This window comes from Aminobacter sp. BE322 (genome assembly GCF_050433525.1).
Lineage (GTDB): Bacteria > Pseudomonadota > Alphaproteobacteria > Rhizobiales > Rhizobiaceae > Aminobacter.
Genome location: NZ_JBNPXB010000004.1, coordinates 291,485 through 302,654, shown reverse-complemented (window position 1 = coordinate 302,654; position 11,170 = coordinate 291,485). Strand labels below are relative to the sequence as shown.

General features: G+C 64.0%; 16 protein-coding genes and 1 pseudogene. 15 read left to right on the top strand and 2 right to left on the bottom strand.

The annotated features are described in order from the left end of the window. Positions 1–139 precede the first annotated feature (139 nt). Complete coding sequence (locus J2X50_RS09555; RefSeq protein WP_429094263.1) at positions 140–430, bottom strand: hypothetical protein; 291 nt, start codon at positions 428–430, stop codon at positions 140–142. 206 nt (positions 431–636) lie between these two features. Here J2X50_RS09555 and J2X50_RS09550 point away from each other — a divergent pair, with 206 nt between their 5' ends. After that, positions 637–2,274, top strand: a complete 1,638-nt coding sequence (locus tag J2X50_RS09550; RefSeq protein WP_429094261.1) for an acyl-CoA synthetase — start codon at positions 637–639, stop codon at positions 2,272–2,274. Between the two features lie 34 nt (positions 2,275–2,308). Here the strand turns inward: J2X50_RS09550 and J2X50_RS09545 are convergent, their stop codons facing one another. After that, entirely contained in the window at positions 2,309–2,860 is a 552-nt protein-coding gene (locus J2X50_RS09545; RefSeq protein ID WP_429094260.1) for a DUF2269 family protein, read from the bottom strand. A gap of 456 nt (positions 2,861–3,316) precedes the next feature. Between J2X50_RS09545 and J2X50_RS09540 the strand changes: the two genes are divergently transcribed. The 14 genes and pseudogenes from J2X50_RS09540 (at position 3,317) to tolR (ending at position 11,164) form a co-directional block, all read left to right on the top strand. Beyond that, positions 3,317–3,706 carry a hypothetical protein gene (locus tag J2X50_RS09540; protein WP_429094258.1) on the top strand — a complete coding sequence of 130 codons (390 nt, stop codon included), beginning with the start codon at positions 3,317–3,319 and terminating at the stop codon, positions 3,704–3,706. 379 nt (positions 3,707–4,085) lie between these two features. Further along, positions 4,086–4,619, top strand: coding sequence for a DUF1465 family protein (locus J2X50_RS09535; RefSeq protein ID WP_429094256.1), 534 nt, complete (start codon positions 4,086–4,088; stop codon positions 4,617–4,619). Positions 4,620–4,705: 86 nt separating this feature from the next. Beyond that, positions 4,706–5,227: a crossover junction endodeoxyribonuclease RuvC gene (gene ruvC, locus J2X50_RS09530; RefSeq protein ID WP_429094254.1), complete on the top strand. Its 522-nt coding sequence runs from the start codon at positions 4,706–4,708 to the stop codon at positions 5,225–5,227. A 53-nt stretch (positions 5,228–5,280) separates the two neighbouring features. Beyond that, positions 5,281–5,550: an AbrB/MazE/SpoVT family DNA-binding domain-containing protein gene (locus J2X50_RS09525; RefSeq protein ID WP_429094253.1), complete on the top strand. Its 270-nt coding sequence runs from the start codon at positions 5,281–5,283 to the stop codon at positions 5,548–5,550. Next, a complete protein-coding gene (locus tag J2X50_RS09520; RefSeq protein ID WP_429094251.1) occupies positions 5,531–5,944 on the top strand; it encodes a type II toxin-antitoxin system VapC family toxin in 414 nt (137 codons plus the stop codon). Before J2X50_RS09525 ends, J2X50_RS09520 begins: the two co-directional genes overlap by 20 nt. Before the next feature lie 13 nt (positions 5,945–5,957). Then, on the top strand, positions 5,958–6,578 hold the full coding sequence (ruvA, locus tag J2X50_RS09515) for a Holliday junction branch migration protein RuvA (protein ID WP_347966449.1): 621 nt from the start codon (positions 5,958–5,960) through the stop codon (positions 6,576–6,578). Continuing rightward, entirely contained in the window at positions 6,575–7,084 is a 510-nt protein-coding gene (locus J2X50_RS09510) for a HEPN domain-containing protein (protein WP_429094249.1), read from the top strand. Before ruvA ends, J2X50_RS09510 begins: the two co-directional genes overlap by 4 nt. Before the next feature lie 90 nt (positions 7,085–7,174). After that, a pseudogene (locus J2X50_RS09505) lies at positions 7,175–7,258 on the top strand (Holliday junction branch migration protein RuvA); the annotation flags it as partial. A 67-nt stretch (positions 7,259–7,325) separates the two neighbouring features. Beyond that, the gene (locus J2X50_RS09500) at positions 7,326–7,607 is read left to right on the top strand and encodes an AbrB/MazE/SpoVT family DNA-binding domain-containing protein (protein WP_429094247.1); all 282 of its coding nucleotides are present in this window, start codon (positions 7,326–7,328) and stop codon (positions 7,605–7,607) included. Then, positions 7,604–8,008: a PIN domain-containing protein gene (locus tag J2X50_RS09495; RefSeq protein ID WP_429094245.1), complete on the top strand. Its 405-nt coding sequence runs from the start codon at positions 7,604–7,606 to the stop codon at positions 8,006–8,008. The genes J2X50_RS09500 and J2X50_RS09495 overlap by 4 nt, the downstream gene beginning before the upstream one ends. Then, positions 8,005–9,045: a Holliday junction branch migration DNA helicase RuvB gene (ruvB, locus tag J2X50_RS09490; RefSeq protein ID WP_429094244.1), complete on the top strand. Its 1,041-nt coding sequence runs from the start codon at positions 8,005–8,007 to the stop codon at positions 9,043–9,045. Before J2X50_RS09495 ends, ruvB begins: the two co-directional genes overlap by 4 nt. Positions 9,046–9,163: 118 nt before the next feature. Continuing rightward, positions 9,164–9,637: a tol-pal system-associated acyl-CoA thioesterase gene (gene ybgC / locus J2X50_RS09485; RefSeq protein ID WP_429094242.1), complete on the top strand. Its 474-nt coding sequence runs from the start codon at positions 9,164–9,166 to the stop codon at positions 9,635–9,637. A gap of 359 nt (positions 9,638–9,996) precedes the next feature. Further along, on the top strand, positions 9,997–10,710 hold the full coding sequence (tolQ, locus tag J2X50_RS09480; protein WP_429094240.1) for a protein TolQ: 714 nt from the start codon (positions 9,997–9,999) through the stop codon (positions 10,708–10,710). Positions 10,711–10,720: 10 nt separating this feature from the next. Next, positions 10,721–11,164: a protein TolR gene (gene tolR, locus J2X50_RS09475; protein WP_340037943.1), complete on the top strand. Its 444-nt coding sequence runs from the start codon at positions 10,721–10,723 to the stop codon at positions 11,162–11,164. Positions 11,165–11,170: the final 6 nt, after the last annotated feature.

Here is an 11,170-nt window from a genome sequence, read left to right as displayed (position 1 = left end):
GCGGATTGACGTCTCCCAGGCCATGATCCTCGTCGCCATGGGCGGCAACCTCCTACGCCGGAATGCCCATCCCTGACTTTCCAAACGGACTCTGAAAACCTCCGTGCGGTTTTATGGTCGCCGTGTCAGAGCGGCAAAATCACTCGAAATCCACAGCGATCTTACGGCCGAACGGTGTAATTCCTATTCTTGTCGACGGACCCTCCCCCTGCACGTCAACAAGCCCGTCAATAATTGCTTGCTTAATTGTTTGCGACATCTGTTCCGCAGTCAACGGTCGGCGGGACGCGACAGCCCGATAGACTTCTTCTGGCCGGGCCAGGCCATTGACTTCCGACAGGACCCGCAAAAGAGACTTACGCTCGCGATCCTGGGGCAGCGAATTCAGGAACGTGTCGATCTTTCCAGGGGTCAAATTCGAAGATTTCATCTGTGCATCCTAACATACCTTGCGCGCCATGCACTTGTGATTGGCTCATTGCAGCCTCGCCCACCAGCATACAGCATTTCGCACTATGGTTGTAGCCAGATCCCAATCGCACTTTGATCTCAGTGCCTTGTGCTTCGATTCGTGAGGGCGGTCACACAATCTGTGTTAAATATCAGGTGCGGATCGAGCTAGGACAAGGAACGCAAATGGTGGGCAAATATGATAATGGACTCGACAAGAACCCCGCCAATCACCAACCGCTGACACCGCTGAGCTTCCTGGAGCGGGCGGCCAAGACCTTTCCCGACCATGTCGCGGTGATCCACGGCAGCCAGCGCCTCACCTATCGCGAACTGTGGCAACGATCGCTGAAGCTGGCCTCGGCCCTTGCCGCCAAGGGCATCGGCAAGGGCGACACGGTGACGGTGATGCTCTCCAACACCCCGCCGATGCTCGAGGCGCATTTCGGCGTGCCGATGACCAGGGCGGTACTGCATTCGCTCAACACGCGGCTGGACGCGGCTATCATCGCCTTCCAGCTCGACCATGCCGAGACCAGGCTCCTGATCGTCGACCGCGAATTCTCCGGCGTGATGCGGGAGGCGCTGGCGCGCGCCAAGGTGAAGCCGCTGGTGATCGACTATGACGACCTGGAATATCCCGAGGACGCCCCCTACCCCAAGGGCGAGCGCATCGGCAGCCTCGACTACGAGGCCTTCGTCGCCTCGGGCAGCGAGACCTTCGCCTGGTCCATGCCCGACGACGAGTGGGACGCGATCTCGCTCAACTATACCTCTGGCACCACCGGCAATCCCAAGGGCGTGGTCTACCATCACCGGGGCGCCGCCCTGATGGCCTACACCAACACCATCCACGCCGGCATGGGCAAGCACTGCGTCTATCTCTGGACGCTGCCGATGTTCCACTGCAACGGCTGGTGCTTCCCGTGGACGCTTGCCGTGCAGGCGGGCACGCATGTCTGCCTGCGCTGGGTGCGCGCCAGGCAGATGTACGATGCCATCGCCGACCACGGCGTCACCCATCTCTGCGGCGCGCCGATCGTCATGTCGCTGCTGATCAACGCCAGGGACGAGGACAAGCGCGAGTTCCCGCAGACGGTGACCTTCAACACGGCGGCCGCCCCGCCGCCCGAGGCGGTGCTTTCGGGCATGGCCGACGCGGGCTTCGCCGTCACCCACCTCTATGGTCTCACAGAAACCTATGGTCCCGCCGTGGTCAACGAATGGCATGGGGAATGGGACGGCCTCGACAAGGGTGCGCGCACCGCCAGGAAGGCGCGCCAGGGCGTGCGCTATGCCGCGCTCGAGGACCTGACGGTGATGAACCCTCAGACGATGGAGAAGACGGCCGCCGACGGCGAGACCATCGGCGAGGTCATGTTCCGCGGCAACATCGTCATGAAGGGCTACCTCAAGAACGCACAAGCCACCGACGAGGCCTTCGCCGGCGGCTGGTTCCATTCGGGCGACCTCGGCGTGATGCATCCGGACGGCTACATCCAGATCAAGGACCGCTCCAAGGACATCATCATCTCGGGCGGCGAGAACATCTCGTCCATCGAGGTCGAGGACGCGCTCTATAAGCACCCTGCCGTGGCTTCGTGCGGCGTGGTCGCCCGCGCCGACGACAAGTGGGGCGAGGTGCCGGTGGCCTATGTCGAGCTGAAGCCGGGCAAGGCGGCGACCGAGGCCGAGATCGTCGAGCATTGCCGCTCGCTGCTCGCCCGCTTCAAGGTGCCGAAGGCGGTGATCTTCGCCGAGATCCCGAAAACCTCGACCGGCAAGATCCAGAAGTTCCGCCTGCGCGACATGGCCAAGGGTTAGTGACGGCGGCGCCCGACGGGCGCCGCATTTTCGTTCAGGCGGCGGCAGCCTGAGCCGGACGCAGCCCGTCGAAGGCGGACCACAGGCCGAGCCCGAACACTGCGGCCATCGCCAGCAGGACAGGCATGTCGGATGGCGTCGGCTTGAGCACCATGTCGGCGACGATGACCAGCATCACCGCGTAGTCGAAACGCGCCACCTTGAGGATGCGGCGGCCGTTGTCCAGCACGGCTGGCGTGACGCCGTCGCGGGCGATGAGCGCGGCCATGCGGTCGGCCGTCGGCTTGAACACCAGCGTGCCGATCAGGAAGGTGGCCGCATAGCCGGCGAGGCCGATGATGATCCAGAGGTCGGCGAAACCGACCCAGAACCAGCACATGACGAGCCCGAGCAGCAGCGTGGCCAGCGAGGCCGGCATGAACAGCCTGTTGCCGAGTTCGCCGACCGAGCGCATGACCTGCAGCATGCCGTGGGTGTCGCCGGCACGGTCGGCGCGCACCGCAAGCAGCATGAGCGCAAAGCCGCCGCCGACCCAGACGATGGCCGCCACGACGTGCAGGAACTTCACCACTGAATAGAAATCCATCGTTCCGAACCTTTCCATCCGGTTGGCCGAAGAGGCGGGCCGCCACTTCAGGCACCGCTGATTTTCGGCGGCGGCAGATAGCACCGGGGCTGTTTCGGCAGTGTGTCGGCGGAAGGCCGTCCTTGTTTCCGGGCCGTATTCGGGCCGCGCGCGGGCGCGGAAATCCGTGGAATTCCACTCTTGGCAGCCCCATTCCCCACGGATCGGGGGCAAAGGCCGCCCGGGTCATGCTATGCTTGACCGCGCCGCCCAGTCCGCGGTGCGGCTCTAGCAGGCCGTGGGGAGGAAACGGCCGGCTCGCCAACCCCAGTGTAACCATCGGAAGCAAGCCGCCGGATCGCGCGGCATGCGGCGGAAACATCGCCGGTGCAAATGCGCCGGTACCGGCCGCTTGCCGCGGTCCGCCCATTCAACAACCCATTCCCTGCGGGGGGAAAAGGCAATCGGAGCAAAGGTATGCAAGGGGTCGCACGGAATTTCTTCACGCTCGCCGTCATCTACGCACTCGCCGGCATGGCACTTGGGCTGTACATGTCGATCAGCCAGGATCACAGCCAGATGCCGGTGCACGCCCATACCATGGTGGCGGGCTGGCTGATGTCGTCGGTCTTTGCCTTCTTCTACCACCTGTTCCCGGCAGCCCGCGGCAAGGCGCTGGCGACGGTGCATTTCTGGCTGACGGCGGTGAGCGGCATCGGCCTGCTCGTCGGCCTGTTCTTCCTGCTCGGCGGCAACCCGGCGATCGAACCGGTGGTCGCGGCTTCGTCGATGGGCTTCTACGCGGCGATGTTCCTGTTCGTGTTCATCGCGCTGCCGACCGTCTGGAAGTCGCAGCCGGCAAACTAGGGGATCGTGCCGGGCACTGTGCCGTGCCGGGACAGTGCGGGACAATTGGGCGCCAGCCTTAAGCCTCCATTAAGCATTCCGGTGTTTTACTGTGGGCATCCAGTGATCTGGATTCTTACCGAGTGGTTGGAGCCACTTTGTTTGACGCCTCCCTGTTAAACTCCTGAGAGCCGCGCATTTCCGCGGCTCTTTTTTTTCGCGCCGCGAGGTGCGGGGGAGTTGCCGGCCAACCGTGGCGTTAACCCTTTGTTAAACATGCGCTTGCGTTCAGACGAGCGGAAGCGCATTTTCAACGGGCTTGGCGTATTAGGAGCAGGCGCGCGCAGAATCCGTCGCTGGAGACGGGCGGGCCGCGAGCCAGGGATGCAGGGTACCAGTAATGAACGAGCCTTCGAGGGAAAGCGCGAACACCATAAAGCTCGCCGAGCGGCGGGTTTTTTCGCCCTCCTTCAAGCCCCTCTACAACGAGGGCATGGGGCTGGTGGAGCGCGCGGCCGAATATCTCGACGGCGCCGGCCGGGTCGAGGCCAAGAAGCTGTCGCGGCTTGCCGCAACCCTCTATGCCGCCGAATCGATGCGGTTGACGACACGGCTGATGCAGATCGCCTCCTGGTTGCTGCTGCAGCGGGCGGCCAATTCCGGCGAGATGACCCGCGACCAGGTGGCCTCGGAAAAATCCAAGGTCAGGCTGGACACCGCCTCCGCTCATGACGATGCCGCCGGCTGGAACGAGCTGCCCGCCGATTTCGTCGACCTCGTGCGCCGCTCGCTGCGGCTGCAAGCGCTGGTCCGGCGCATGGACGAGGAGATCTACGGGACGGGCGCCACCGTGATGCCGGTTCAGGCAATGCGCCGCAGCAATCCGGTCTCCGACCAGATCAACCTGCTCAACACCGCCTTCGCCCGCAACTGACGCGGTTCCCCGACGCTTGACGGGGATTGTTTCCGGTTTGTTCACATTTGTCTGGCGTCTTGCCTCCGTGACGATAGAGTTCGCGGATGAGAGAGACGATTCGCATCATAGGCATCGACCCGGGGCTCAGGCGCACCGGCTGGGGCATCATCGAATCGCTCGGCAATTCGCTGCGCTTCGTTGCCGCCGGCACGGTGCGCTCCGACGACAAGGCGGCGCTCGCCAGCCGGCTGTGCCAGTTGCATGACGGCCTCGCCGACGTGATCCATCGCGAGATGCCGCACGAGGCCGCGGTCGAGGCGACTTTCGTAAACAAGGACGCAACCGCCACGCTGAAGCTCGGCCAGGCGCGCGGCATCGCCATGCTGGTGCCGGCCCGCGCCGGACTGGCGGTCGCCGAATATTCGCCCAACGCCGTCAAGAAGGCGGTGATCGGCGTCGGCCACGGCGACAAGAAGCAGATCGCCATGATGGTCAAGGTGCTGCTGCCCAAGGCCGGCTTCGACACCGCCGACGCCGCAGACGCGCTGGCGATCGCCATCTGCCATGCGCACCACCGCCAGAGCCCGGCCTACAGGCTCGCCGAACTAGCAGCTGTCCAGGCCTGATGTTCTTGACTTGTTCTCACGCGGCAGATAAGTAATACCTACGAGGTATTACCATGCGTGTGACCACTAAAGGCCAGGTGACGATCCCCAAGGAGATCCGCGACCGGCTCGGCATCGAGCCCGGCTCGGAGGTGGATTTTGTCGTTTCCGGCGACGTTGTCACGCTTGTGGCACTCGAGGACGACGAGGCGCGGCAGCGTCGGGCAAAGGCCATCAGTGCCTGGGCGGACAAGGTGGCCGGGACGATCGACCTCGGCGGCATGACGACAGACGAATATATGGAGTGGCTGAGGGGGCCGCGCGATGACCTCGGTCCTCGTTGATTCCAACATTTTCCTGGACATGTTCCAGGGCGGCCCGGCGAGCGCCTGGTCGCGAAGCTGTCTGGTGCGGGAAGGAAGCGTCGGCGCTCTTGTCGTCAATCCGGTCATCTGGTCGGAAATATCCGTTCGCTTTAGGACGGAAGCGGATCTGGCGGAATCGCTGGAAGGCCTCGCGATCCACAAGGCGCAAATTCCCTATGAGGCCGCTTTCGCCGCAGGCAAGGCGCATCTGGCATATCGCCAGAATGGCGGCAGCCGCGACCGCACCCTGCCCGATTTCCTGATCGGGGCGCATGCGCAGGTGGCGGGGCACCGGCTGTTGACCCGCGACGCCACGCGCTATCGTGGCTATTTCCCCGACCTCGACATCATCGCACCTGATACCCATCCATGACGGGACGCACCAAATGATCGGCAAGTTGAAGGGCACCGTCGACGAAATCGGCGAGGACTACTGCGTGCTCGACGTCCATGGCGTGGGCTACGTCGCCTATTGCTCGGCGCGCACGCTGGCTTCGCTGTCTGGGCCCGGCGAGGCAGCCGTTCTCCACATCGAGACCTATGTGCGCGAGGACATGATCCGGCTCTACGGCTTCCAGTCGGAGCTGGAGCGCGAGTGGTTCCGCCTGCTGCAGAACAACGTCCAGGGCGTCGGCGCCAAGGTGGCGCTGGCAGTGCTGTCGACGCTGGCCCCGGCCGACCTCGCCAACGCGATCGCGCTGCGCGACATCGCCATGGTGAGCCGTGCGCCGGGCGTCGGCAAGAAGGTCGCCGAGCGCATCGTCACGGAGCTCAAGAACAAGGCGCCGGCCTATGCCGGCGCGGCCTCGGGCACCATCGGCCTCAAGCAGGAACTGGGCGAAGGCGTGGCCCCCGCCCCTGTCGCCGACGCCGTGTCGGCGCTGGTCAACCTCGGCTACTCCCGCGACATCGCCGCCAATGCCGTGGCCGCTGCGATGAAGACGGCCGGCGAAGGCGCCGACTCGTCCAAGCTGATCCGCTTCGGCCTGAAGGAGCTGGCGCGGTGAGCGCGATTGACTACCAAAGAATGCTTGATACTGCGACAGCCTTCTTTCTGACGGGCGAGCGATGTGCGCCCGATCTCAGGTTTGGTCCCTATGGCACCCACAGTGTGAATGCGCCACGCATCGTGAGCTATGCGCTTTCAGTTGAAATCGCACTGAAGCTCATTCTTTCCCTTGGGAAGGCGTCTAGTCGGGGCCACGGCCTAGCTGAGCTCGTCGCTAAGCTTCCTGATGAAGTTCGCAGCAAATTGCCAACGCTGCACAAGCGTGCAGCGGAGATCGACACCTATTTCATTGACTGGCGTTACCCCTACGAACGAGACTTCTTGATCGGAGACTTTGACACCCCACGCCGAGCATTCATCGAATGTTACCGGGAAGTTCGTCGTATCCAGCCCGAGCTAATCAGCATTTACGAGCGCAATTGGGGGCATTTTGAGCCGGATCCACACTGGGCTTGGCCGGAAGTGGAACTGAAGCAGATTGAGGCAAGACTTGGTAGCCAATAGCCCCCACCTCACCTCCCCCGACAAGCGTGGCGAGGATGCCGACAACAGCCTGCGTCCGCAGACCTTGGACGATTTCGTCGGCCAGGCGTGGTGGTGGCGGCAATGAAGACGGCAGGTGAGAACGCAGCTTCCTCCAAGCTGATCCGCTTCGGCTTGAAGGAGCTGGCGCGGTGACTGGTTGTCGATTTCCTCCTTCCTTACTATATTTGAAATGTAAGGATTCTCGCTGGGAGTAAGGCACATGGGCGGCGAAGCCACCTTGACCTCGAAGGGCCAGCTCACGATCCCGAAGGAGGTTCGCGACGCCCTGACGCTGAAGCCGGGCGACACCATCGCCTGGACGGTCGTCGACAATCATTTGGTCGGCACGCCGCGCAACCTGACCTTCGCAGATCTGGCCGGCTTCCTCGGCGAGCCGCCCGGTGGGCCGGCAACGCTGGAGGAGATCGACGCCGCGGTACGTGAAGCCGTCGGCAGGCATGCGCTCGGCGAGCAAGCGATCACGGACGAGGACGCAGCGTGACCCAGGTCGGCCTCGACACCAACATCCTGCTGCGCATGGTGCTGAACGACGATCCGAACCAGCGGGCAAAGGCCCTCGCGTTCGGCAACGGCTTGAGCGAAGACGATCCCGGTTTCGTCAGCCTGATCGTGTTGGTCGAGTTCAGTTGGGCCCTGATGTCACGCTACAGGCAATCGAAGGAGCAGACGCTTGCGGCGATACACCGGTTGCTCAAGATCAAGAGCTTGGCCTTCGAGGACTTCGACGCGATCGTCCGTGCACTAGAGCGTGCCAACGCGCCACAGGTGGACTTTGCCGACGCGCTCATCGCCGAACACAATCTGCAGCTCGGCTGCTCCCGAACCGTCACCTTCGACCAGTCGGCCGCCAAATCGATCCCCTCCATGGAACTGCTTACGTGAACACGCCCACCCGCCTCATCACTCCGGAAAAGCGCGGCGAGGACGCCGATGCCAGCCTGCGTCCGCAGACTTTGGACGACTTTGTCGGCCAGGCTGCGGCGCGCGCCAACCTCAAGATATTCATCGAGGCGGCCAAGCAGCGCGGCGAGGCGCTCGATCACGTGCTGTTCGTCGGTCCGCCCGGCCTGGGCAAGACGACGCTCGCGCAGATCATGGCGCGCGAACTCGGCGTCAACTTCCGCTCGACCTCGGGCCCGGTCATCGCCAAGGCCGGCGATCTCGCAGCACTGCTGACCAATCTCGAGGAACGCGACGTGCTGTTCATCGACGAGATCCACCGGCTGAACCCCGCCGTCGAGGAAATCCTCTACCCGGCGATGGAGGACTACCAGCTCGACCTGATCATCGGCGAGGGCCCGGCGGCGCGCTCGGTGAAGATCGACCTCGCCAAGTTCACGCTGGTCGCCGCGACCACGCGGCTCGGCCTGCTCACCAATCCGCTGCGCGACCGCTTCGGCATCCCGACGCGGCTCAACTTCTATACGGTCGAGGAACTCGAGCTGATCGTTCGCCGCGGCGCACGCATCCTCGGCATGCCGCTCGCCGACGACGGCGCCATCGAGATCGCCCGCCGCGCCCGCGGCACGCCGCGCATCGCCGGACGCCTCTTGCGCCGCGTGCGCGACTTCGCCGCCGTTGCCGGATCCGGTCCGGTCGACCGCCGCATCGCCGACGAGGCGCTGTCGCGGCTCGAGGTCGATTCGCTCGGCCTCGACCAGCTCGACCGGCGCTACCTGACGATGATCGCGTTGAATTTCGGCGGCGGCCCCGTCGGCATCGAGACCATCGCCGCGGGCCTCTCCGAGCCGCGCGACGCGATCGAGGACATCATCGAGCCCTACCTGATCCAGCAGGGTTTCATCCAGCGCACGCCGCGCGGGCGCATGCTGACCGCCAATGCCTGGAAGCATCTCGGGCTCGACATGCCGCGCGACCTGGCCGTCCAGCAGATCAACCTGTTCCAGGAAGAGGACTGACGCGAGACGGTGCCGCCTGCCGCAACATGGCGATGGCGGCAGAGCCCTTGATCGGCGCGTCCATGCCTGTCATCGGTCGCAAGCGGACAGCGCCCGCGAACCGGAAGAAGGACCATCGATGCCCAATCATGCTGAACAGGACGTGCTTGCCGCCGGGCTTTCCGGGGCGCTGACGCCCTTCGGTCATCGGCTGATGGCGCGGGTCTATTACGCCGACACCGACTTTTCCGGCGTCGTCTACCACGCCCGCTACCTCGAATTCTTCGAGCGCGGCCGCTCGGATTTCCTGCGCCTCGCCGGCGTACACCACACCGAACTGCATGACGGCAAGCACGGCGAGAAGATCGTCTGGGTGGTGCGCCGCATGGAGATCGACTTCCGCGGCCCGGCAAGGATCGACGACATCCTCACCGTGGACACCAGCACCGAGGAAATTTCGGGCGCGCGCATCACCATGGCCCAAAAGCTCAAGCGCGGCGACGAAGTGCTGGTCGAGGCGCGCGTCGAGGCGGCGATCATCGGCGAGAATGGCCGCCCGAGGCGCTTTCCCAAGGAATGGATCGCCGCCTTCATGCCGCAGGGCGGACGCTGAAGACGTTCCCAAGCAATTCCGGCCACCAACCCGCAAGCTGCCGCAGAGTCATGCCGCAGCGCGGCATATCCTAACCCATCCTTAACCATAACGGTCCATTAAGGGCCAAGTGAAAGTCGTAAGGATTTCGGTGCGGCCTTCCTTTCACCAAATTTCGCTCCGAAAAGGCCGCGAAAGGCGCATTTGGGGCACTTCCGGAAGCTTCGCGCGAACGGACCAAATGGGATGATGCGCATGGGCTAGCCATGAGCCTGTTTTGAACTTGGGACAGCGATGTCGACGCCGCCTCGGCGTAGCCGCGTCCGGAGCTCCAAGCAGGTCGAGTAGCCAGGCCCGGAAATCTTAAGGACTGTTTCAAGATGGAAAACCTACCTCTCGCCCAGACCGGCGCAGAATTGTCGATTTGGGCGTTGTTCTGGCAGGCCGGCTGGGTCGTCAAGCTGGTGATGCTCGGCCTGCTCGGCGCCTCGGTCTGGACCTGGGCCATCGTCATCGACAAGGTGATCTCCTACAACCGCATGCGCGCGGCGCTGAACCGCTTCGAGCAGATCTTCTGGTCTGGCCAGTCGCTCGAGGAGCTATACCGCAACCTGTCGGACCGCAAGACCACGGGCATGAGCGCGATCTTCGTCGCCGCCATGCGCGAGTGGAAGAAGAGCTTCGAGAAGGGCGCGAAGTCGCCGCTCGGCCTGCAGACCCGCATCGACAAGGCGATGGACCTGGCGCTGACGCGCGAGATGGAGCGGCTCGAAGGCCGCCTCGGCTTCCTCGCCACCATCGGTTCGGCCGCCCCTTTCATCGGCCTGTTCGGCACCGTGGTCGGCATCATGACCTCGTTCCAGGCGATCGCCGGTTCGAAGTCGACCAATCTCGCCGTCGTCGCCCCCGGCATCGCCGAGGCGCTCCTGGCAACGGCCATCGGCCTGCTCGCCGCCATTCCCGCCGTCATCGCCTACAACAAGCTGTCATCCGATGCCGGCAAGATCGCCGCGCGCATGGAGGGCTTCGCCGACGAGTTCTCCGCCATACTGTCGCGCCAAATCGATGAAAAAGTCGCGCAGCGGGCAGCCTGAGGAGTAGATCATGGGAATGTCAGTTGGCGCAGGTGGCGGCGGACGCGGGCGGCGGGGACGCCGCCATACGCTGGTGTCCGAGATCAACGTCACCCCACTGGTCGACGTCATGCTGGTGCTGCTCATCATCTTCATGGTGGCCGCACCGATGATGACTGTGGGCGTGCCGATCGACCTGCCGGAAACGCAGGCCAAGGCGCTCAATTCCGATACCCAGCCGATCACCGTCTCGGTCAACCAGGGCGGCCAGATCTACCTGCAGGAAACCGAGCTCGCGATCGAGGAAGTCGTGCCGAAACTCGAGGCCATCGCCAAGACCGGCTATGAGGAGCGCATCTACGTGCGCGGCGACAAGACCGCCGACTACGGCACCGTGATGCAGGTGATGGCGCGCATTTCCGCCGCCGGCTTCCGCAACATCGGCCTCGTCACGCTGCAGGAACAGGACCAGTAGTCCGAA

Bases quoted from the DNA above. Each gene is read 5' to 3' on its own strand.
- J2X50_RS09555 (WP_429094263.1), bottom strand. From the start codon at position 430: ATGAAATCTTCGAATTTGACCCCTGGAAAGATCGACACGTTCCTGAAT.
- J2X50_RS09550 (WP_429094261.1), top strand. From the start codon at position 637: ATGGTGGGCAAATATGATAATGGACTCGACAAGAACCCCGCCAATCAC.
- J2X50_RS09545 (WP_429094260.1), bottom strand. From the start codon at position 2,860: ATGGATTTCTATTCAGTGGTGAAGTTCCTGCACGTCGTGGCGGCCATC.
- J2X50_RS09540 (WP_429094258.1), top strand. From the start codon at position 3,317: ATGCAAGGGGTCGCACGGAATTTCTTCACGCTCGCCGTCATCTACGCA.
- J2X50_RS09535 (WP_429094256.1), top strand. From the start codon at position 4,086: ATGAACGAGCCTTCGAGGGAAAGCGCGAACACCATAAAGCTCGCCGAG.
- ruvC (WP_429094254.1), top strand. From the start codon at position 4,706: ATGAGAGAGACGATTCGCATCATAGGCATCGACCCGGGGCTCAGGCGC.
- J2X50_RS09525 (WP_429094253.1), top strand. From the start codon at position 5,281: ATGCGTGTGACCACTAAAGGCCAGGTGACGATCCCCAAGGAGATCCGC.
- J2X50_RS09520 (WP_429094251.1), top strand. From the start codon at position 5,531: ATGACCTCGGTCCTCGTTGATTCCAACATTTTCCTGGACATGTTCCAG.
- ruvA (WP_347966449.1), top strand. From the start codon at position 5,958: ATGATCGGCAAGTTGAAGGGCACCGTCGACGAAATCGGCGAGGACTAC.
- J2X50_RS09500 (WP_429094247.1), top strand. From the start codon at position 7,326: ATGGGCGGCGAAGCCACCTTGACCTCGAAGGGCCAGCTCACGATCCCG.
- ybgC (WP_429094242.1), top strand. From the start codon at position 9,164: ATGCCCAATCATGCTGAACAGGACGTGCTTGCCGCCGGGCTTTCCGGG.
- tolQ (WP_429094240.1), top strand. From the start codon at position 9,997: ATGGAAAACCTACCTCTCGCCCAGACCGGCGCAGAATTGTCGATTTGG.
- tolR (WP_340037943.1), top strand. From the start codon at position 10,721: ATGGGAATGTCAGTTGGCGCAGGTGGCGGCGGACGCGGGCGGCGGGGA.